This is a genomic window from Curtobacterium sp. MWU13-2055 (assembly GCF_023242305.1).
In the GTDB taxonomy this organism is placed as follows: Bacteria; Actinomycetota; Actinomycetes; order Actinomycetales; family Microbacteriaceae; genus Curtobacterium.
In genome coordinates this window covers 349,372-369,782 of the sequence record NZ_JALLIO010000002.1, presented here as the reverse complement: position 1 = coordinate 369,782, position 20,411 = coordinate 349,372, and the positions used below count along the sequence as shown (strand labels likewise).

Sequence of the window (20,411 nt, the reverse complement as noted above, 5' to 3'; positions counted from 1 at the left end):
TCAGCGTACGTGTTCGACGCGCCGGAACGACAGCCGTTTCCACCAGCGTCGCCAGTCCGACCGGCTCGTGCGCAGGAGCGTGACCACCACGATGACGGCCACGGCGGCGAGCAGCCACCACCGGTAGGCGTCCGTCGACGGCCACACCCCGCGCAGCGCGATGGCGAGTCCGATCGACAGCCACTCCCACCGCCCCGACAGCACCACGAACGGGATGAGCAGCAGCGCGTACCAGGGGTAGCGCGGGGTCACGGCGAGGAACGTGACGCCGATCATCAGGACCTCGCCGGACCACGGCCGCGACGGGTCGGACAGCCGCCACGCGACGAAGGCGGCGAGCAGCACGGCGAGCCCGACCACGACGGTCGCGGCGTCGCCCCGGAACACCAGCGACACCAGGGCGAAGCGCGAGCCGTCCTCGTAGCCCTCCTCGCTCAGGTAGCCCGGCAGGTACCCGAGCACGTCGAGCCCCGTCGTCAGCACGTACGGCACGTAGAGCAGTCCGAACACGGCGATGCCGACCGGGATCGCCCACCAGGAACGCCACCGGCCGAGCAACGGCGGGTACACGATCGCGGGGATGAGCTTGGTGGCCGTGGCCGCTCCGAGCGCGATCCCGCCCCAGATCGGTCGACCGAACGCGACGAGGACGGCACCCGCGGTCGCGAGCGCCGCGCCGAGGGCATCGACGTGCGAGTTCGTCACGGCCTCCGACGCCACGAGCGGCGACCAGGCCCAGAGCGCGGCCCACCACGTCGGGCGGCCCGTCTTCCGCAGCACCACGACGAGGGCGACGCTCACGACCAGCGAGAGGAGCAGGCCCGCCACCTGGAACGGCATGTACTGCGCGGTCGCCGGCACGAACGCACGGACCGCGGCGAACCAGAGCTGCGCCATCGGCGGGTAGATCGTCGTCACGTCCGGCCGGTTGATCGCGGTGCAGTGGCCGTCCGCGCCGTCACCCAGGCCGCGGAACCGGGGCTTGAGGTCGTCGCACGTGCCGTTCACCTTGTCCGGGAACAGCCAGTCGGGCCGCAGACCGGACAGTGCCGTGGACTGGGGGGTGTGCGCGTACGGTGAGACTCCGGCATGCTGGACGATGCCGTCCCACGCGTACCGCGCCGAGTCGGTGCTCGTGCTCGGTGGGCCGGCCAGCGCCGCGAGACCGACCACCACCGCCCCGACCATGACCACGGCGGTCATCCACCGGGCGGGCACGAACCGCAGCGCGAGCACGGCGATCACGAACACCGTCCAAGCGATCAGCGTCCACGCAACGAATGACGAACGAGTGTCGGATCGGAGGAACCCCAGATGCGTGACGCCGAAGGCGATGACGCCCGCGAGGGCCAGTACCCCGACGACCGCGCCCACGACGGCGAGGCGGGCACCGGGTCCGACGGCGGAGGACGGTCGGACGGCACGCAGTCGGTCGCTCATGGTCCGTCGAGGCTAGCGGGCGTGCGGCACCTGCTGTTCGAGGCGCGGGCCGCTCTGGCCTCGCCGAACCGGAACGCGCGCTCCGCGGTGGTGCTCGGACGACTGCTCGGCATCGCCTTCGTGGTGTGCTTCGGCACCGGCATCTACAGTCACCTGCTGCAGGAGCCCCTCGGCTGGATGCGGTTCCCGACCCGGCCGACGCAGCTCTACCAGTTCACCCAGGGCCTGCACATCACCACCGGCATCGCGATCATCCCGCTGCTGCTGGCCAAGCTCAACACCGTCATGCCCGCGCTGGTGCAGGTCCCGCCGGTGCGCGGCGTGCTGCACCTGTTCGAGCGGCTGTCGATCGCCGTGCTCGTGTCGGCCTCGATCATCCAGGTCACGACCGGCCTGCTCAACACGTACCAGTGGTACCCGTGGCCGTTCCCGTTCCGCCAGGTCCACAACGCGATGGCGTACGTGATCATCGGGTCGCTCATCATCCACATCGCGTCGAAGCTGCCGGTGATCGCCCGCTACTGGCGGAAGCGCGACTCCTACGACGAGCAGGGCCGGTTCATCGTGGACCCCGCGTCCGGCAGTGAGCTGCTCCCACCCGTCCTGGAGGCCCGCCCGGCGTCCGCACCGAAGGCTGCGGGTGCCGAAACGACCCAGTCCACGGCCCCCGGCCTGCTCGGCCGCGTGTTCCGCTGGATCGACGGCGTCGACGCGGTCAAGGCTGTCGAGGCGGTCGACGCAGCCCCGGACGAACCGACGGCCGATGCGCCGGAGCCGACCCGGGCCTCCCGGTCGGTCGAGGAGCGCGCGCAGGGCCGACGCCAGCGGATCGCACGACGCGGGTTCTTCGGCGGTGTGACGGCCGCGGTCGTCGGCGTCGTCGCCCTGACGGCGGGGCAGTCCTCGAAGCTCGCCGAACCGTTCAACGTGTTCGGCGCGCGCCAGCGCGGTCTCGGCGCGAACGGCCTGCCGGTCAACCGCACCGCCCGCGCGGCGGGGGTGCTCGCCAGTGCGACTGCCGCGGACTGGACGCTGACCGTCGTCGGACCCGACGTGACCCGGACCTTCGTGCGCGCGGAACTCGTCGCGCTCGGTACCACCGAGGTCGACCTGCCGATCTCGTGCGTCGAGGGGTGGAGCCAGATGGGCAGCTGGAAGGGCGTGCGGATGCGCGACCTGCTCGGCGCCGTGCAGGCCGAACCCGGATCGCACGTGCGCGTCACAAGCCTGGAACGGCACGGCGGCTACCGGATCATGGACATGGGGCCGGAGTACGCCGAGGACCCGACCACCCTGGTCGCGCTCGAGCTGAACGGTTCGACGCTCGACCTGGACCACGGGTTCCCGGCGCGGATCATCGCTCCGGGGCGACCGGGCGTGCTGCAGACCAAGTGGATCGAGAAGATCGAGGTGCTGCGGTGAAGGCCGCGCGGATCGTGCTCGTCGTGCTCGGCGTGCTGGTGATCGCGTTCGGCGCCTACGTCCTGGTGACGTCGGTCAAGCCGAACCGGATCGGCGGGCTGGCGACCTGGCTGCTCGGCGCGGTGATCCTGCACGACGCGATCCTGTCGCCGTTCGTCGTCGGCGCCGGACTGCTCCTGCGTCGGGCGGGGCGGTCGCTCCGGGCGTGGGTGCTCGTCGTGGTGCAGACGGTGATCGTGCTCGGCAGTGTGCTCGCCCTCGTGGTGCTGCCCGAGATCGCGGCGAAGCGGCACGGGCAGAAGAACCCCACGATCCTGCCGTTCGACTACGGCACGCGGTTGCTGATCGTCGAGGGGCTGCTGCTGCTCGTGGTGGTGGCGGTGCTCGTCGTCGGGGTGGTCCGTGCGCGGCGGACGCGTTCCGGTGGCCCGCGCGCCGACGGTGCGCGCGCCACTGGTTAAAGCGACAACCATTCGGTAGGATGCAGACATGACCGACGAGACCCCGTGGCTCACCCGCGAGCAGTTGCGCGCGTGGATGAAGCTCGTGGCCGTCATGGAACTCCTGCCGGCGGCGCTCGATCAGCAGCTCCAGCGTGACGCAGACCTGACGCACTTCGACTACATGGTCATCGCGATGCTCTCCGAGACCGACGGTCGCACGCTGCGCATGTCGGCCCTCGCCTCGGCGACGAACGCCTCGCTGCCCCGGCTGTCGCACGTGGTGTCCCGGCTCGAGAAGCGCGGGCTCGTGACGCGCTGCCCCTCGACCTCGGACCGCCGTGCGACCGACGTCCGGCTCACCGACGCCGGGTACGCCACGATCGTCGAGGCCGCTCCGGACCACGTCCGCACCGCACGCCACGTCGTGATCGACGCCCTGAGCGACGAGCAGGTCGTCCAGCTCGACGGCATCGCGGCCGCACTGCTCACACGGCTCGACCCCGAGGGGCGGTTCGCTGCCCTGACGTACCCGCGGGACGACGACGACACCGCGATCTGCGAGGCCCGGCTGACCGGTGCCAGCACCGACTGAACGGCGCTGTGCGCCCGCGTCTGCGCCCGCGTCTGCGGGCTCGGTCGTTGCAATAGGCTCGGCCCATGACCGACCCCGCCGCGCCGTCCGACACGTACTCCTACCTCGGACCCGCCGGCACCTTCACCGAGGCGGCCCTCAAGCTCGTCGAGGCCGCGGCCGGCAAGCCCTGGCGGAGCGTCAACAACGTCGGTGAAGCGCTCGACGACGTCATGTCCGGCCGCTCGGTCGGCGCGGTCATCGCGATCGAGAACAGCGTCGACGGCGGCGTCAGCGCGACGCAAGACGCCCTCGCCCGGATCCCCGGCGTGCGGATCGTGGGGGAGTACCTCGTGCCGGTCGACTTCGTGCTCGTCGCGCGCCCCGGCACCGTGCTCGCCGACGTCCGCACCGTGAACGCGCACCCGGTGGCGTACGCGCAGACCCACAACTGGCTCGAGGCGAACCTGCCCGGTCACGGCCACATCCCGGCGTCGTCGAACGTCGCCGCCGCGCTCGCCCTGCTCGAGGCGAACCCCACCGCCGACGCCGCCGTCGCACCGCCCGGCATCACCGACCACCACGACGTCGTCGTGCTCGCGTCGTCGATCGGCGACAACGCCTCGGCCGTCACGCGCTTCGTGCTCGTGTCCAAGACCTTGGCGCTGCCCGAGCCGACCGGTGCCGACAAGACGAGCGTCATCGTCGAGCTGCCCGCCGACCACCCCGGCGCCTTGGTCGACATGCTCGAGCAGTTCGCCACCCGCGGCATCAACATGGGGCTGCTGTCGTCGCGGCCGATCGGCGACGAGCTCGGCCGCTACCGGTTCGTCATCGACCTGGACGGGCACGTGCAGGATGAGCGCGTGGCCGACGCCCTGCTCGGTCTCCGTCGGTTCAGCCCCCGCGTGACGTTCCTCGGGTCGTACCCGCGAGCCGATGGCGCGCAGCCCGAGGTGCCGGCGCGCTACTCGGACGCCGCGTTCGTCGAGGCGCGGGACTGGCTGCGAGCGATCGTGTCCGGCGAGCCCGACGCGGGCTGACGCGCGGCGGTGTGCTCGTCGGTCGGCGCTGTGCTGTCGGCCGGTGCTCTGCTCGTCGGTCGGCGCGTCCGCCGCACGGTGCGGCTCTTGTCGGCCGGTGCGAGGTTCCCCGCTCCGTGCGCCGCTACAACCTCGCACCGAGGACGCAACCGTGCACCAGTCGAACGACCCCGCACGGTGCGTGCTCACACCGGTCCGCACAACCGCGCACGTGCTGAACAAACCCGCACGGTGCGTGATCGCCCGGCCCGCGCAACCGCGCACGGGCCGAACAAACCCGCACGGTGCAGCGCGGCCAGCTCCCGGCTCAGCGCTTGCGGCCGCGCACCCAGCTCGGCCGCGGCTCCACCGTCGGCACCTTGACGGTCAGCGAACCGGGGTCGATCCGGGCGCGGAACGCCGTGATCTCGCCCACCGGGTCGCCGTCGATCTCGAACTCGTCGGGCTTCTCGAGCCGCAGCGTGAACTCCTCGCCGCGCATGTAGCGCAGCGGACGCTCCTGCTTCGCCGCCGTGGTGATGCGTCGACCGATCAGCGTCTCGGACAGCGCCGAACGCCGGAACCAGCGCAGGATCCCGTTCTCCCAGAACACGCGGGCACCGATCCGCACCCAGCCGAAGAAGCCGCGGGGGCGCATCACGACGATGTCGAACACGCCGTCGTCGATCTCGGCGTCGGGCAACAGCATCGCGTTCGCCTGCAGCATGCCGCAGTTGCCGACGATGACCGAGTGCGCGCGCACCGAACCGTTGCGGGCCGACTCGTCGAGCCGGTACTTGAACTCGAAGCCGTCGGTGTCCCGCACGGAGCGGAGCAGCGAGTCGAGGTACGCGAGCCACCCGACGCGCTTCTTCAGCTCGGGGCGGGTGTTCGCGATCATCCGGGCGTCGAGTCCGAGGCCCGCCATCACGACGAAGCCGAACTGCTCGCGGGCGCCGTCCGGCCGCTCGATGCCGATCAGGCCGAAGTCGATCGCCCGCTCGTGGCCGGAGAAGATCGTGTGCGCGCTGCTCGCCAGGTCGTCGAGGGGGAGCTTCATGTTGCGGGCGAGCAGGTTGCCCGTCCCGCTCGGCAGCAGTGCGAGCGAGGCACCGGAGCCGTGCACGACCTCGGCGACCGCGCGCACGGTGCCGTCGCCACCCGCGGCGGCGACGACGTCGGCCCCCGCGTCGAGCGCTGCGCGGGCCATGCCCCCGCCCGGGTCTTCCTCGGTGGTCTCGAACCAGAGCGTCTCGGCCCAGCCGGCTTCCTGCTGGTGCTGTTCCACGGTGGCCTTGAGGGTCGGCAGGTGGACCTTGACCGGGTTGTAGACCACGGCAGCCGTCCGGTGCTCGGTGGGGAGGGCGTCCTGGTCCGCGGGCGCGGTCTCCGAAGGGGTCGACATGGGATCAACGGTACCGATCGGACGCTGCGAGCGGCGGGTTCCTCCCCATGTCGCCGCCTCTAGGATGGAGCGGTGATCGATCCCCAGCTGCTTCGCGACAACCCGGACGTCATCAAGGCCTCGCAGGAGTCCCGCCGCGCATCCGTCGCCGTGGTCGACGAGGCCGTCGCTGCCGACGCCGCCCGACGCAGCGCGATCACCGCGTTCGAGTCGCTCCGCGCCGAGCAGAACGCCTTCGGCAAGACCGTCGCCAAGGCCCCGAAGGACGAGAAGGCCGCGCTCGTGCAGCAGGCCCAGGCGCTCTCGGCCCGGGTGAAGGAAGCCCAGGCGGCCGTCACCGCGGCCGAGGAGACCTTCAACTCCGTCGTACGCGCCATCCCGAACGTCGTGCTGCCCGGCGTCCCCGCCGGTGGCGAAGAGGACTTCGTCACCCTCCGCACCGTCGGCACGAAGCCCGAGTTCGACTTCGAGCCGAAGGACCACGCCGACCTCGGCGAGCACCTCGGCATCATCGACATCCCGAGGGGCGTGAAGGTCTCCGGCTCGCGCTTCTACTTCCTGCGCGGCCTCGGCGCCCGGCTCGAGATCGCGCTCATGTCGCTCGGCCTCGACCGCGCCATCGCCGCCGGCTTCGAACCGCTCATCACCCCGACGCTCGTCCGCCCCGAGACGATGGCGGGCACCGGCTTCCTCGGCGAGCACGCGGCCGAGGTCTACCGGCTCGAGGCCGACGACCTGTACTTGACGGGCACGAGCGAGGTCGCACTCGCCGGCTTCCACGCCGACGAGATCCTCGACATCGAGAAGACCGCGCACCGCTACGCCGGCTGGTCGACCTGCTACCGGCGCGAGGCCGGCTCGGCGGGCAAGGACAACCGCGGCATCCTGCGCGTGCACCAGTTCAACAAGCTCGAGATGTTCGCGTACGTCCACCCGGACCAGGCCGAGGCCGAGCACGAGAAGCTGGTGTCTTACCAGGAGCAGATGCTGCAGGACCTCGGGCTGCACTACCGCGTGATCGACGTCGCCGCGGGTGACCTCGGCACGAGCGCGGCGAAGAAGTACGACATCGAGGCCTGGGTCCCGACGCAGGGCACGTTCCGCGAGCTCACCTCGACGTCGAACTGCACGACGTTCCAGGCCCGTCGCCTCGACATCCGGTACCGCACCGAGAGCGGCAAGACCGCCCCGGTCGCCACCCTGAACGGCACCCTCGCGACCACTCGCTGGATCGTCGCGATCCTCGAGACCCACCAGCAGGCCGACGGCTCCGTCGTCGTGCCCGAGGTGCTGCGCCCCTACCTCGGTGGCGTCGAGGTGATCGAGCCCCGATGAGCACGCAGGGGCGGTTCGTGGACGGTGCGGCGCAGGGCGCGGGCGCCGGTGCTCCCGCCCGCACGAAGCGGTGGCTGGTCGCCCTCGACATCGACGGGACCACGATGCGCGAGGACGGCGTCATCACGGAGGCCGTGGTCGCCGCCGTGCGCGATGCCGAGGCCGCCGGGCACGAGGTCATGCTCTCCACGGGCCGCAGCGAGGGCATGACGGTGCCGCTGCTCGAGACCCTCGGCATCGAGCCGAAGTACCTCGTCTGCGCCAACGGTGCGCTGACCCTGGCCCGTCGTCCGGACGGGTCCTACGAGCGTGTCCACGTCGAGCACTTCGACCCGAGCGACGTGCTGCAGACCATCCGTGGCGCCCTGGAGAACGCGGCCTTCGGCGTCGAGGACGAGACCGGCCACTTCCGGTTGTCCGAGAACTTCCCCGCTGACACCATGACCAACGCCGGCGAGCTGGTGCCGTTCGAGCAGCTGCTCACGGTCGAGGCCACCCGCGTCGTCGTGATCTCGCCGGAGCACGGGCTCGAGGAGTTCCTGCAGATCGTCGAGGACATGGGGCTGCACAAGGTCTCGTACACGGTCGGGTGGACCGCGTGGCTCGACATCGCACCAGAGGGCGTGACGAAGGCCACCGCGATGGAACGCGTGCGCGAGTGGCTCGACATCCCGCGCTCCCGCGTCTTCGCCGCGGGGGACGGCCGCAACGACATCGACATGCTCCGGTGGGCTTCGACCTCCGGTCGCGGCGTCGTGATGGGCCAGGCGCCCGACGACGTCGTCGACGCCGGCAACGAACTCACCGGTGGCGTGTCCGACGACGGCCTGGCAGCGGCGCTCGACTCCCTGCCGCGCTGACCCCGGCATGCGCTGACGCGCACGGCGGACGGGAGGCCCGTTAGACTTCCCGGGACGCGGTCACGTCTCGCCACGTGGTCGCGTCACTGGAGGGTTGTCCGAGCGGCCGATGGAGCCTGTCTTGAAAACAGGTGGGCAGAGATGTCTCGTGGGTTCGAATCCCACACCCTCCGCCATGGACACCCGGTTGCGCCTGCTCCGCGTCGACGACGCGGCGACGCTCGCCGCCGTCATCGCCGCGAGCGCCGAGCACCTGCGCCCGTGGGAGCCGACCCGGGCACCGGCGTACTTCACCGAGCAGGGCCAGCACGATGTCATCGTGCAGTCGCTCGCTGCGGAGCGCGCGGGCACCGCGGTCCCGTTCGTGATCGAGTCGACGGACGGTGAACTCCTCGGGCGCATCACGCTGAGCGGCATCACCCGCGGCGCACTGCAGTCGTGCGCGATGGGGTACTGGATCCGCGCCGACCGACTCCGCCAGGGCCACGCCTCCCGCGCCGTCGCCGCTGCCGCCGGCCACGCGTTCGACGTGCTCCGACTCCACCGGGTGCAGGCCGAGACGCTTCCGGAGAACGTGGGGTCCCAGCGTGCCCTCGAGTCCGCGGGGTTCGAGCGCTACGGGTTCGCGCCGGAGTACATCACGATCAACGGAGCCTGGCGCGACCACGTCATGTTTCAACTGCTCGCACCCCCTCCTGCCACACGGCGCACCCGATGATCGAGGTCGTCGAGTACCAGCCGTCGTGGCCCGAGCGGTTCGCGGTGTTGCGGGACGCGTACGCCGCAGCCCTCGACGCCGCCCATGCGCCCTACCGCAGCATCGAGCACGTCGGCAGCACATCAGTGCCCGGCCTCGCGGCGAAGCCCGTGATCGACGTCGACATCGTGGTCGACGCCAGCGACGTCACGGCGGCGGTCGCAGCGATGGCCTCGATCGGCTTCGAGCCTCGGGGAGACCTCGGTGTCCCCGACCGGCAGGCCTTCCGGACACCCGAGCGCTTCGCCCCGAGCAACACCTACGTCGCCACGGCCGGATCGCTCTCGCTCCGGAACCACCTCGCCGTCCGCGACGTGCTGCGTGCCGACCCGGCCCTGCGCGACGAGTACGCCGCCGTGAAGCGCCGAACGGCCGCCGAGGCCGAGGACATCGACGACTACATCGAGCGCAAGAGCGGCGTGCTCAGTCGTGTCCTGGCCGCGGCGGGCATCTCCGTCGAGGAGCGCGCCGCGATCACCGCCGTCAACCGCGACATCACCGATCGCGGTGCCCGCGGTTGAGTTCGCTCACTCCGCCGTGTGCGTTCGTCGTCTCCAAGCGTCAGCCCGACGGAGCGCCTCCTCGGCGATCAGCTGGACCTCGGCTGGGTCGTCCGGAAGCGTCATGCTGTGCTCGCCGTACGCTTCGCGCGCGATCGCCACGAGTTCGTCGGCGGTCCTCACGTCGAGGTCGATGATCAGACGGTTGAGGTCCGTCCGGTCCTTCGGGCGGGACGCTGCGAGCTTCATCGCCAAGAGCCGTCGTTTCGAGGCCACGACGACCGGGCGACCGTTGATGGTGGTGTGCAGCGCTTCGGTGTCGTCGTTCGGCGAGAACTCCATGAACGAGAACGCGCGGGAGTTGATCCACTCGGGGTCGAGTCGGTGTTCGGCCGCCATGGCTCGCGCTTCGACGAGCACCTCGTCCATCGGTTGGAACAGTCCGTCGATGTCGGGGGTCACCTCGTCGCGGCCGAGGTGCACAGCGACAGCGGCGCCTCCGACGATGTAGGTCTCGACCTCGACGCCGCGGCCAGCCAGGCGCTCCAACAGCTCACCGAGGAGGTCGACGACCTCAGCGCCACTGAGGAGACGGTAGTCCTCGGTCATGCGGCCTCGAGGTCGCCTTCGCGAAGCAAGATGTTCTTCCGCAGGAAGAGATCGGGCGTCCGTTGCTTGATGAACGAACGCCACTCGAGCGAAGCCTCGGCATCCCCGTCCCAGAGCCATTCGCGATCGAGCGGACGGAGCTCGAGCATCCACGTCGGCGGCTGGGTCCCGTGCCGGAGGAGCGCGTACGCGTACGCCGTGGTCAGGAGCGCGTCGTAGTGCTCATCGCCGACCGACGGAGCGCGCTCCGTCACACCCGGATCGACCGGTGTGTCGGGAGCGGCGTGCAGAATGCGGCTGACTGCATCGGTCAGAGCCCGGTCGGCTGCGGCGACGTGGCCGATTCGGAGCGCGTCGCGGATCAGCTCCGCTGCCCTCGACAGTGGGATCAACAGTGCGTTCCCGGCCATGGTCGAATCCTACGGGTCCGTCCGGTCGCGCCGGCCCTCGATCTTGCGGGCGGTTCCGGTTCGTGAACGGCGGAGGTCCTGAACCGGAGCCGCCGAACCGATCAAGCGGTCGCGAGCGCCGGGTACAGCGCCGCCAGCGGCGCACTGAGCCCGGCGCGGACGTCACGGCTGACCTGGTCCGCCAGGACCTCGTGCTCACCGGCCTCGACCGCGTCCCAGATGAGCCGGACGATGTCGGCCGGGTCGGACTTCTCGACGTCGAGCCCCGCCGTCATGCCGGTGTCGGTGTAGCCGAGGTGTGCGCCGACGACCTGGGTGCCCTGGGGTGCGAGCTCGAGGCGGAGCGAGTTCGTGATCGACCAGAACGCTGCCTTCGACGCCGAGTACGCGCCGGCGAGCGCGACCCAGCTCAGGGCCGAGTGCACGTCGATCAGTGCGCCGCCGCCGATCGAGGGGGCGAAGGCCTTGGCGACCCGGAGCGCGCCGAAGACGTTCGTCGCGAAGATGCGCTCGACCTCTGCGACCGAGGTGTCGACGAGCGGGTCGGCGCCGGCGATCCCGGCGTTGTTCACGACGATCGTGGTGTCCGCGGCCGCACGGGCAGCGGCGTCGACGCTCTCCTGGCTGGTGACGTCGAGGGCGAGCGGGACGATGCGCTCGTCGTCCCAGGTGCGCGGGGTGCGGGCGGTCGCGTAGACCTTGGCGGCGCCGCGGTCCAGGGCCTGCTGGACGAACTCGGCGCCGAGGCCGCCGTTCGCTCCGGTGACGAGGACGATGGCGTTGGTGAGGTCGGTCATGAGGGGCTCCAGACGAGAGAAGTTGAGTACGGAAACCGAACCTAGCACGTTGTGTCCGGAAATCGAACCCAGCTAGGATGAAGGCATGCTCGGCATCCTCGGCGGCGACGAGCGCTGCCCCATCGCACGGTCCCTCGACGTCCTCGGCGAGAAGTGGACGCTCATGATCGTGCGTGACGCCCTCGCCGGTTCCACGCGCTTCAGCCAGTTCCAGCTGAGCCTCGGCGTCCCGCGCGAAGTCCTGACCGCACGGCTGGCCTCCCTCGTCGACGGGGGAGTGCTCGAGCGCACGACCTACAAGGCGGAGGGTGCCCGGGCGCGCGAGGAGTACGTGCTCACCGACGCCGGCCGCGATCTCTCGCTGGTGCTCCTGGCACTCGGCGGCTGGGCGGATCGGTACCGCCCCACGGAGCTGACGTCGGACCTGCGCTTCGTCGACACCGATTCCGGCGAGCCGGTCGAAGCGGTCGCGGTGGCGCAGGAGTCCCAGCAGCGTGTGCCGCTCCAGCGGCTCACCGCCGTCATGGACCCGGCCACCTGACGGACGGGAGGCCCGTGGCGGCCCCGCCCCGCGCCTCCAGGACGGTTTGGTGGTGCGTCAGCGACGCACGTCGCACCCGCAACTCGCGCCCAGGACCAACTCGGCGGGCACAAGGTCGCGGTGCCACTGGTTGTCCGCGTCGAGCCCGAGCACACGGTCGACGGCGGCGGTCGCCATCGTCTCGATCGGCTGCCGGACCGTCGTGAGCTGCGGGTTCGTGTAGTCGGCCTCGGCACCGCCGTCGAACGACACGATCGCGACGTCCTCCGGTGCGCGCAGCCCGAGTTCCCACAGTGCCCGCAGCACACCGACGGCCTGCATGTCCGAGCTGACGAAGACGGCGCGGGGTCCCGTCCCGTCCGCGAACATGCGGAGTCCTGCCTCGTAGCCGCCCCGCCGGGTGAAGTCGCAGCGCACGATCGGGCCGTCCGGCAGCCCGGCGTCGCGCAGGGCCCGCATCCAGCCCTGTTCACGGAGCTCCATGGAGCCGGCGTGCCCCATGACGAGGCCGATCGATCCGTAGCCGTGCTCGACCAGGTGCTGGGTGCCGTCGTACGCGCCCCGCAGGGCGTCGACGCCGATGCTGGCGTACTCGGGCACCTCGAAGAAGGTGTTGAGCAGGACCATCGGGATGCCCGGGTCCGACACGGTGGACAGGTCCGGGTGGGTCATGATGCTCGTGACGATGATCCCGTCGACCTGGCGGGCGGACAGGCTGCGGAGCCGCTCGCGCTCCTGGCTGGCGTCGCCGTCGCTGTTGGCGAGCAGGACGTCGTAGCCGCGGGCTGCTGCGGCGTGGGTGACCTCGACGGCGAGCTCGGACCAGAAGGGGTTGTCGAGCTCGGGGACGATGAGCCCGAGCATCTTCGACGACCCGGTGCGCAGGGCCTGGGCGCTGGCGTTCGGCCGGTACCCGAGGACCCGGATGGCGTCACGGACCCGGGCGGCGGTGGTGGCCGCGACGGGACGGGGGCCGTCGTGCACGACGTAGCTGACGACGGAGGTGCTCACGCCGGCGTACCGGGCGACGTCGGCGCGGGTGACCGCCCTCGGGGTCGTCGGGACGCTCACGGGTGCCACCTTCGTCGGCTCGGAAGTCGCGTTCGGGTGCCGGCCCGTGCGGACCGACACCCGAACACCACTTGCTATTCGCTGGCGATACTAGACGAGGGCACCGCCGAGGTCGTCTCCGGGGCGTCCCCGAAGTCCGGCACCTCGAGGCGTGCACCGCCCTGCAGGGCCGACTGGTGGGCGATGATGCCGGGCAGCGTGAAGCGTGCGGCGGTCCAGGCGTTCACCGGCGGCAGGGTCCGGTCGACGACGGCGCGGACGAAGTCGTCGGCCAGGAACTGGTGCGAGCCCTCGTGCCCGGTCGGCACGCCGGCGTACTCGGCGGGCAGGCGGTCGGTGTCGTGCACCTCGGCGTAGCCGGACACGAACGCGTCGCGCAGCGAGGGGTCGACGCCGGCGAGACGCGGGTCGTCGAGGTCCATCGTCGCCTGCGTGTTGATCTTGTCGCTGATGTCGTGCGAGTCCTCCTTGTCCTGCCAGACGCTGGTCTTCGCGAGCTGTTCGAAGCTCGCTTCGGTGCCGAAGTAGCGGAAGCGGGACTCGCGGATGTGCGACGGGTAGCCGACACGGCGCATCTCGTTGATGCGCATGACGCCGCCGTTGTCGAGCTCGAACAGGGCGGTGGCGTTCGAGAAGTCGTTGTCGAACTGGCTGACGTCCTTGTCGAAGACGCCGTCGCCCCGGTCGTCCTTGACGCCGATGCAGCTGACGCTGACCGCGTGTCCGGGGATGGCGCCGAGGACGCCGCCGACCGAGTGGGTCGGGTACAGCATGGGCGGGTAGCTGGCGGTGCGCTTCCAGTCCTCACCACCGCTGAACTGGTACGCGGCGTAGAACCCGAGGTCCATGTCGTGCACGTAGTCGCCCTCGGAGTAGAAGACCCGGCCGAAGGCGCCGTCGGCGACCTGCTTGCGGGCGAACACCGTCGCGGGGTTGTAGTAGCTCGTCTCGCCCATCATGTAGGTGAGCCCGGTCTCGCGGACGGCCTCGATGATGTCGCGGATCTCGTCGACCGAGATCGCCATCGGCACCGCCGAGTAGACGTGCTTGCCGGCGCGGAGCGCCTTGACGACGAGCGGACCGTGCGTCCAGCGCTGGGTGAAGATCGCGACGGCGTCGACGTCCGAGGCGAGCACGGCGTCGAAGTCGGCGAACGTGCCGTCGAGGTGCTGCGACTCGACGAGCTCCGACGCGCGGTCGTCGACGAGGTCGGTCACGAAGACGCGGTCGACGTCCGGGTGGAGCTTGAACAGCTTGGCGAACTGGGGGGCGAACTGGCCCGCGCCGACCATTCCGACAGAGATCATCAGTGACCTTTCCAGGGTGAGGGATGCGTCGCCGGGCAGGTCGCGCCGATGCGATCGACCGCCATCCTGACACGATTGTCTACACGTGACAACCCCGGATTCGGAGCGTGAAAGAGCCTCTTGCCACCCGGTGTCACCACGTGTAGATTCCCGGCTCACGGACTGCTGCACGTCAGTCCACCGCAGACGAAGGAGTCGCGATGGCCACCGAGAGCCCTGTGTCGTCACCCTTGACGACCGCCAGCACGAGACGGAGGAGTCGGGCAGCCGACCTCCCGCTCGCCCGTACCACCGTCCCACGCCGCCGCCGTCCCCGGAACGACCTGTGGCTCGCGCTGCTGTTCATCGCGCCGGCCGCGATCGGCTTCGTGGTGTTCCTCGCCTGGCCGACCGTGCGGGGCATCTACCTGAGCTTCACGTCCTACAACCTGCTCACCGAGCCGGAGTTCACCGGGCTGCAGAACTACGCGCGGCTCGTGCAGGACTCGATCTTCTGGCACTCGATGGTCGTCACGATCGAGTACGTGCTCATCAACATCGTCATCCAGACGGTCGTCGCACTGTTCATCGCCGTGATGATGCACCGCCTGACGAAGTCGACCTTCGTGCGCGGCATCGTCCTGGCGCCCTACCTGGTGTCGAACGTCGTCGCGGCGCTCGTCTGGCTGTGGATCCTCGACACCCAGCTCGGCATCGGCAACGAGATGCTCGCGGCCCTCGGCCTGGACCGCATCCCGTTCCTGCAGAGCGACGTCTGGGGTATCCCGTCGATCGCGCTCATCAACGTGTGGCGGCACGTCGGCTACACGGCGCTCCTGATCTTCGCCGGCCTGCAGTCGCTGCCCGAGACGGTGTACGAAGCCGGCCGCATCGACGGTGCGAGCGAGTGGAAGATGTTCTGGCGCATCACGGTGCCGCTGCTCCGCCCGATCCTGTCGCTGGTGCTCATCATCACGGTGATCGGGTCGTTCCAGGTGTTCGACACCGTCGCCGTCACCACGCAGGGCGGCCCCGCGAACGCCACGAACGTCGTGCAGAACTACATCTACAACCTGGCGTTCGGCCGGTTCCAGTTCGGCTACGCGTCCGCGGTCTCGGTCGCGCTCCTCATCGTCCTCAGCATCATCACGATCATCCAGTACCGCCTCACCCGCTCGGGTGAGTCGGACCTGGACTGAACGGAGCGCCGCACCATGACCACGACCCTCACCCGTTCCGTCACCACGAAGCGTCCGCCCCGACCCGGAGCCGGCCACCGTCGCCGTCCGTCGGTCGGCCGCGTCCTCGCCTGGGTCGCGATGATCATCGTCATCGTCGTCACCCTGTTCCCGTTCTACTGGATCCTGCGCACCGCCCTGTCGTCGAACGGTGCGATCAACTCCGACCCCACGTCGCTGCTGCCCGTCGGGTTCAGCCTGGGTGGGTTCGAGCGCGTCCTCGGCCTGCAGTCCACCGAAGAGGCGCTCGCCCAGGGTGGCTCCGGCGCTGCCCTGAACTTCTGGCGGTACCTGCTCAACTCGGTGATCGTGTCGACGCTCGTGACGGTCGGCCAGGTGTTCTTCTCGGCCGCTGCCGCGTACGCCTTCGCCCGACTGCGCTGGCCCGGACGCGACAAGGTCTTCGGGGTGTTCCTCGCCGGCCTGATGGTGCCCGCGATCTTCACGCTGCTGCCGAACTTCACGCTCATCAAGCAGCTCGGGCTCGTCGACAACCTGCTCGGCATCGCGTTGCCGACGATGTTCATGACCCCGTTCGCGGTGTTCTTCCTGCGGCAGTTCTTCCTCGGCATCTCGAAGGAGGTCGAGGAGGCCGCGCTGATCGACGGCGCGGGCAAGGTCCGGGTGTTCTTCCGGCTCGTCATCCCGATGGCCGCTGCGCCGATCGCGACGCTCGCCGTGCTGACGTACATCACGAGCTGGAACGACTACTTCTGGCCGCTCATGGTGTCGTACACGGACAGCTCGCGGGTGCTCACCGTCGCCCTCGGTGTCTTCAAGTCGCAGTCCCCGCAGTCCGGCACCGACTGGGCCGGGCTGATGTCCGCGACCCTCGTGGCGGCGCTCCCGATGATCGTGCTGTTCGGCGTCTTCGCCAAGCGGATCGTCAACTCCATCGGCTTCTCCGGGATCAAGTAGCCCCGGCTCGGACAGGACCACACCATGACGAACAACCTCTCCCGCCGCGCACTGTTCGCGGGCGGCGCTTCAGCCCTCGCCCTCGGTGCGCTCGCCGCCTGCTCGTCCCAGAGCCGGGGGACCGCGTCCAAGAGCGGCGCACGCACCGTGAGCTACTGGCTCTGGGACTCCAACCAGCTGCCCGCCTACCAGCAGGTCGCGAAGGCCTTCCACCGCGAGAACCCCGACATCACGGTGCAGATCACCCAGCTCGGGTGGGCGGACTACTGGACCAAGCTGACGGCCGGGTTCATCGCCGGCACCGCGCCGGACGTCTTCACCGACCACCTGACGAAGTTCCCGCAGTTCTCCGACCTCGACGTGCTCTACAAGCTCGACGAGCTCGACGCGACGAAGTCCATCAGCGACGACGACTACCAGTCCGGCCTCGCCGAGCTGTGGAAGGGCCAGGACGGCCACCGCTACGGCTCGCCGAAGGACTGGGACACCATCGGGATGTTCTACGACCGGAAGGCGATGCAGAAGGCCGGCGTCTCCGACGACGAGCTCGCCACGCTCGAGTGGAACCCCGACGACGGCGGCTCGTTCGAACGGATGCTCGCGCACCTGACCATCGACTCCAAGGGTCGGCGGGGTGACGAGCCCGGCTTCGACAAGGAGAACGTCGAGGTCTACGGCATCTCGTCGAACGGGTCCGGCGGCGACGGCTTCGGCCAGACGCAGTGGTCGCCCTTCACCGGGTCGACCGACTGGTTCTACACGAACGAGAACCCGTGGGGCGACAAGTTCCGCTACGACGAGAAGACCGTGCAGGACACCCTCGCCTGGTACTACCGCCTGGCCGACAAGGGCTACATGGCGAAGTACGGCGTCTTCTCGACGACGACCGGTCCGGACGTCCAGCTCGGCGCGGGCAAGTGCGCGCTGTCGTTCAACGGCTCGTGGATGATCGGCACGTACCTGAACATGAAGGACCTCGACATCGCCGTCGCCCCGACGCCGATCGGGCCGACGGGCAAGCGGGCGTCGATGTTCAACGGGCTCGGCGACTCGATCACGAAGCAGGCGAAGGACCCGGAGGCGGCGGCGAAGTGGGTCGCGTTCCTCGGCAGCGACACCGCCCAGGAGATCGTCGGCCGCGCAGGCGTCGTGTTCCCGGCCCGTCCCGCCGGTACCGAGGCGGCGGTCGCGTCGTTCCGGAAGCGCGGGCTGGACGTGTCGGCGTTCACCCGGCAGGTCGAGGAGAAGACCACGTTCCTGTTCCCCGTCACCCGCAACCCGGCGGACGTGCAGGCGCTGCTGCAGCCGGCCTTCGACAACGTCTACGCGAACGGCAAGCCGATCTCGACGTTGACCGGCATCAACGAGCAGGTCAACAACCTGCTGGCGCTCACCTGAGCGCGCGGGTCGCCTGACGCGGTCTGACGCGACCACCCCTCGGTCTGGGCCCACGCCGCCGGTTCCGGCGCGACGCGCCAGCGGCGTGTCGGCCGTGTCGGTGGGGAGAGGCACGGGGCACGCCCGCTCCGCGCCTCCAGACCGTCAGACTGGTCACGTGGAACGACGTGAGCAGATCCTGGTGGCCGCTGCGGAGGAGTTCGACCGCGTCGGCTTCGCCGCCGCGACGATCGCGGCCATCGCCCGCGGGGCGGGCGTCTCGCAGGGGGCGCTGCACTTCCACTTCCCGACCAAGCTGGCCCTCGCGCTCGGTGTGATCGACGAGCAGAACGTCCGGACCTTCGACGTCGTGAGCCACACCGAGCAGTCACCAGCAGCTGCCCTGGTCGGCGCCTCGCGAGCCATCGCGGACCTGCTGCGGACCGACCCGATCGTGCGCGCGGGTATCCGGTTGTCACTGGAGCGCGGCGAGTTCCACGCGGCCACGGTCAGCTTCTACGAGCAGTGGATCGGCGGGATCGTCGACGTGTTCCGGCTGGCGATCGCGAGCGGCGAGCTCCGCACCGACCTGACCGCGGAACAGCTCGGCGCCACCGTCGTGCCGTACTTCACGGGCGTGCAACTGGTGTCCGACGTCCGCACCGGGCGAGCCGACCTGTTCCCCGCGGTCGCGACGATGTGGCGGGTGGTCCTGACGGCCACGGCGGACCCGGCGCACCGCGACCGGCTGCTCGGCGTCGTCGACGAGGCGTTCAGCGGTCGTGGAGTTCGCGGTCACGGAACCACTTGAGCAGCCACGCCGCGCTCGTGCGGTCGAACGACCGCGGGAAGTCCGTCTCGCCGGACAGGAACGGACTGAAGCCCGGCTCCGCCTGGACGTCCGCGTCGTCGAGCGAGCGGTAGGCCATCGACCAGCCGTCGAAGCGTCGTCGCTCGATGTCCTCGCGGATGAGCGACTTCACCTCGCCGTGCCGCGGATCACGGCTGATCGCGGCGAACCGGTCGTCGACGCTCCACGCGGGGCCCTCGAGCAACTGCATGAAGCGGCCGCCCTTCACGACGAGCAGCCCGGAGACACCGAGCGCCTCGTTGCGGAGCCGTGAGCCGTCCAGCAGCGTCGCGAGGTCGCCGTCGTCGAACGGGACGACGGCGCGACTCATGTAGACGATGGAGACGAGCACGGGTCCATGGTGTCAGTCGGCGGGGAGTTCGTGGGCCGTGACGTCCTCGTTGCGCTTCTTGCGCCACGGACGCGCGGGGGTGTTCGGGCCGTCCCAGACCAGGATCGCACCCCACGCGGCGGCCAGCAGCGGCACCGAGATGATGGCACCGGTGATGCCCGCCAGGACGGTGCCCGCGGTCAGGCCGATCAGGATGACCAGGCCGTGCAGCTTGAGGGTGCGTCCCATCAGCACCGGCTGGAGCAGGTTGCCCTCGAGCTGGTTCACGAGGATCACGATCCCGACGACGATGAGCGCCTGGACCGGTCCGAGGGCGACGAGCGCGACCAGCGCGGCCAGGATGCCGGCTGCCGTCGCACCGACGATCGGGATGAAGGCCGTGATGAACACGACGACGGCCAGGGGGAGTGCCAGCGGGACGCCGACGATCGCGATGCCGACACCGATGCCGATGGCGTCGACGGCGGCGACCGTGGCGGTGCCGCGCACGTACCCGCCGAGGGTCGAGACGACGCGGTCGCCCACCCGGCGTGCACGGTCGTAGCGCTCACCGGTGAACGGGCGGAGCAGGAACTCCCAGATGCTCGGGCCGTCCTTGAGGAAGAAGAACAGCACCACGATCATCAGCACGAGGCCGGTCAGGAAGTTCGCGGTGGCCGAGGCGCCGGCCAGGGCGCCGGAGCCGAACTGCGCACTCGTGATGAAGTCGGTCACGGACGCCACGGCGTCGTCGACCTGCTTGTCCGAGATCGAGATCGGCAGGTTCTTCGCGAAGTCCTGCAACTGCTGGAACCCGTCGACGGCCGACTTCTGCAGCTGCGACCACTGGTTCTCGACGGCGACGACGATGAGCCACCCGATGAGCCCGAGCACCGCGAGGACGCCGATGAGCACCGCGAGGGTCGCGAGGACCGACGGCACCTTGTGCTTGCGCAACCAGGACACGATCGGGTGCATGGCCGAAGCGATGATGAGCGCGAGGAGCACCGGGATGGTGACGACGCTCAGCACGCTGCCGGCGTAGACGACGCCGACGATGACCACGACGACGATGATCACCTGCAGGCACCGCGTCGCCAGGCGGCCCGTCGAGTCGGACCACGCCGCCTGGATCTTCGAGGGGGTGGTCGGCTGGGGGCTGTCGCGGAAGAACGGCATGGGATCGACCGTACCGATCCGCGGGGCGGCGCGCCCGGACCCGCGCCCG

The 20,411-nt window shown here is 70.1% G+C and carries 22 protein-coding genes and 1 tRNA gene; 14 read left to right on the top strand and 9 right to left on the bottom strand.

Translation table 11 applies throughout. The features are described 5' to 3' along the window. Window positions 1-1,440 (bottom strand): glycosyltransferase family 87 protein, encoded by a 1,440-nt coding sequence (locus M4960_RS06490; protein WP_248703794.1) that lies wholly within the window; start codon window positions 1,438-1,440, stop codon window positions 1-3. 21 nt (window positions 1,441-1,461) lie between these two features. Between M4960_RS06490 and M4960_RS06485 the strand changes: the two genes are divergently transcribed. The 4 genes from M4960_RS06485 (at window position 1,462) to pheA (ending at window position 4,919) form a co-directional block, all read left to right on the top strand. Continuing rightward, the gene (locus M4960_RS06485; protein WP_248703793.1) at window positions 1,462-2,862 is read left to right on the top strand and encodes a molybdopterin-dependent oxidoreductase; all 1,401 of its coding nucleotides are present in this window, start codon (window positions 1,462-1,464) and stop codon (window positions 2,860-2,862) included. Further along, the gene (locus M4960_RS06480) at window positions 2,859-3,323 is read left to right on the top strand and encodes a hypothetical protein (protein ID WP_248703792.1); all 465 of its coding nucleotides are present in this window, start codon (window positions 2,859-2,861) and stop codon (window positions 3,321-3,323) included. The genes M4960_RS06485 and M4960_RS06480 overlap by 4 nt, the downstream gene beginning before the upstream one ends. 28 nt (window positions 3,324-3,351) lie before the next feature. After that, window positions 3,352-3,897, top strand: a complete 546-nt coding sequence (locus M4960_RS06475) for a MarR family winged helix-turn-helix transcriptional regulator (RefSeq protein ID WP_123291838.1) — start codon at window positions 3,352-3,354, stop codon at window positions 3,895-3,897. Window positions 3,898-3,962: 65 nt separating this feature from the next. Then, window positions 3,963-4,919: a prephenate dehydratase gene (pheA, locus tag M4960_RS06470; protein ID WP_123338582.1), complete on the top strand. Its 957-nt coding sequence runs from the start codon at window positions 3,963-3,965 to the stop codon at window positions 4,917-4,919. A gap of 307 nt (window positions 4,920-5,226) precedes the next feature. Here the strand turns inward: pheA and M4960_RS06465 are convergent, their stop codons facing one another. Further along, entirely contained in the window at window positions 5,227-6,303 is a 1,077-nt protein-coding gene (locus M4960_RS06465; protein ID WP_159573183.1) for a diacylglycerol kinase family protein, read from the bottom strand. A gap of 72 nt (window positions 6,304-6,375) precedes the next feature. On the opposite strand from M4960_RS06465, the gene serS reads away from it, so the two are divergent. The 5 genes from serS to M4960_RS06440 all read left to right on the top strand — a co-directional run bounded on the left by serS (window position 6,376) and on the right by M4960_RS06440 (window position 9,776). After that, on the top strand, window positions 6,376-7,638 hold the full coding sequence (gene serS / locus M4960_RS06460; RefSeq protein ID WP_248703791.1) for a serine--tRNA ligase: 1,263 nt from the start codon (window positions 6,376-6,378) through the stop codon (window positions 7,636-7,638). Continuing rightward, window positions 7,635-8,498 (top strand): HAD-IIB family hydrolase, encoded by an 864-nt coding sequence (locus tag M4960_RS06455; protein ID WP_123291842.1) that lies wholly within the window; start codon window positions 7,635-7,637, stop codon window positions 8,496-8,498. The genes serS and M4960_RS06455 overlap by 4 nt, the downstream gene beginning before the upstream one ends. Window positions 8,499-8,586: 88 nt before the next feature. Then, a tRNA-Ser gene (locus M4960_RS06450) sits at window positions 8,587-8,674 on the top strand. After that, window positions 8,674-9,216, top strand: coding sequence for a GNAT family N-acetyltransferase (locus M4960_RS06445; RefSeq protein ID WP_248703790.1), 543 nt, complete (start codon window positions 8,674-8,676; stop codon window positions 9,214-9,216). The genes M4960_RS06450 and M4960_RS06445 overlap by 1 nt, the downstream gene beginning before the upstream one ends. Then, the gene (locus tag M4960_RS06440; protein ID WP_248703789.1) at window positions 9,213-9,776 is read left to right on the top strand and encodes a GrpB family protein; all 564 of its coding nucleotides are present in this window, start codon (window positions 9,213-9,215) and stop codon (window positions 9,774-9,776) included. The genes M4960_RS06445 and M4960_RS06440 overlap by 4 nt, the downstream gene beginning before the upstream one ends. A gap of 6 nt (window positions 9,777-9,782) precedes the next feature. Here the strand turns inward: M4960_RS06440 and M4960_RS06435 are convergent, their stop codons facing one another. The 3 genes from M4960_RS06435 to M4960_RS06425 all read right to left on the bottom strand — a co-directional run bounded on the left by M4960_RS06435 (window position 9,783) and on the right by M4960_RS06425 (window position 11,571). Next, a complete protein-coding gene (locus M4960_RS06435) occupies window positions 9,783-10,364 on the bottom strand; it encodes a DUF6036 family nucleotidyltransferase (protein ID WP_123291845.1) in 582 nt (193 codons plus the stop codon). After that, entirely contained in the window at window positions 10,361-10,774 is a 414-nt protein-coding gene (locus M4960_RS06430; protein WP_133937657.1) for a hypothetical protein, read from the bottom strand. The genes M4960_RS06435 and M4960_RS06430 overlap by 4 nt, the downstream gene beginning before the upstream one ends. Before the next feature lie 101 nt (window positions 10,775-10,875). Further along, window positions 10,876-11,571, bottom strand: coding sequence for an SDR family oxidoreductase (locus M4960_RS06425; RefSeq protein ID WP_248703788.1), 696 nt, complete (start codon window positions 11,569-11,571; stop codon window positions 10,876-10,878). A gap of 85 nt (window positions 11,572-11,656) precedes the next feature. Between M4960_RS06425 and M4960_RS06420 the strand changes: the two genes are divergently transcribed. Beyond that, window positions 11,657-12,112 (top strand): helix-turn-helix domain-containing protein, encoded by a 456-nt coding sequence (locus M4960_RS06420; protein ID WP_248703787.1) that lies wholly within the window; start codon window positions 11,657-11,659, stop codon window positions 12,110-12,112. 57 nt (window positions 12,113-12,169) lie between these two features. Here M4960_RS06420 and M4960_RS06415 read toward each other — a convergent pair whose 3' ends face one another. Both M4960_RS06415 and M4960_RS06410 read right to left on the bottom strand, forming a co-directional pair. Then, on the bottom strand, window positions 12,170-13,183 hold the full coding sequence (locus M4960_RS06415) for a LacI family DNA-binding transcriptional regulator (RefSeq protein ID WP_248703786.1): 1,014 nt from the start codon (window positions 13,181-13,183) through the stop codon (window positions 12,170-12,172). A 74-nt stretch (window positions 13,184-13,257) separates the two neighbouring features. Further along, window positions 13,258-14,490, bottom strand: a complete 1,233-nt coding sequence (locus tag M4960_RS06410) for a Gfo/Idh/MocA family protein (RefSeq protein ID WP_333925394.1) — start codon at window positions 14,488-14,490, stop codon at window positions 13,258-13,260. Between the two features lie 200 nt (window positions 14,491-14,690). Between M4960_RS06410 and M4960_RS06405 the strand changes: the two genes are divergently transcribed. The 4 genes from M4960_RS06405 to M4960_RS06390 all read left to right on the top strand — a co-directional run bounded on the left by M4960_RS06405 (window position 14,691) and on the right by M4960_RS06390 (window position 18,813). Then, a complete protein-coding gene (locus M4960_RS06405; RefSeq protein ID WP_228506149.1) occupies window positions 14,691-15,668 on the top strand; it encodes a carbohydrate ABC transporter permease in 978 nt (325 codons plus the stop codon). A gap of 15 nt (window positions 15,669-15,683) precedes the next feature. Continuing rightward, window positions 15,684-16,625 carry a carbohydrate ABC transporter permease gene (locus tag M4960_RS06400; protein WP_123291849.1) on the top strand — a complete coding sequence of 314 codons (942 nt, stop codon included), beginning with the start codon at window positions 15,684-15,686 and terminating at the stop codon, window positions 16,623-16,625. Window positions 16,626-16,649: 24 nt separating this feature from the next. After that, window positions 16,650-18,023 (top strand): sugar ABC transporter substrate-binding protein, encoded by a 1,374-nt coding sequence (locus M4960_RS06395; protein ID WP_248703785.1) that lies wholly within the window; start codon window positions 16,650-16,652, stop codon window positions 18,021-18,023. Window positions 18,024-18,180: 157 nt separating this feature from the next. Beyond that, entirely contained in the window at window positions 18,181-18,813 is a 633-nt protein-coding gene (locus tag M4960_RS06390) for a ScbR family autoregulator-binding transcription factor (protein WP_248703784.1), read from the top strand. Here M4960_RS06390 and M4960_RS06385 read toward each other — a convergent pair. Together M4960_RS06385 and M4960_RS06380 are read right to left on the bottom strand one after the other, a co-directional pair. After that, window positions 18,776-19,204, bottom strand: a complete 429-nt coding sequence (locus M4960_RS06385) for a BLUF domain-containing protein (protein WP_123338593.1) — start codon at window positions 19,202-19,204, stop codon at window positions 18,776-18,778. The two genes, M4960_RS06390 and M4960_RS06385, sit on opposite strands and share 38 nt — an antisense overlap. A 12-nt stretch (window positions 19,205-19,216) precedes the next feature. Continuing rightward, window positions 19,217-20,362: an AI-2E family transporter gene (locus tag M4960_RS06380; protein ID WP_248703783.1), complete on the bottom strand. Its 1,146-nt coding sequence runs from the start codon at window positions 20,360-20,362 to the stop codon at window positions 19,217-19,219. Window positions 20,363-20,411 lie beyond the last annotated feature (49 nt).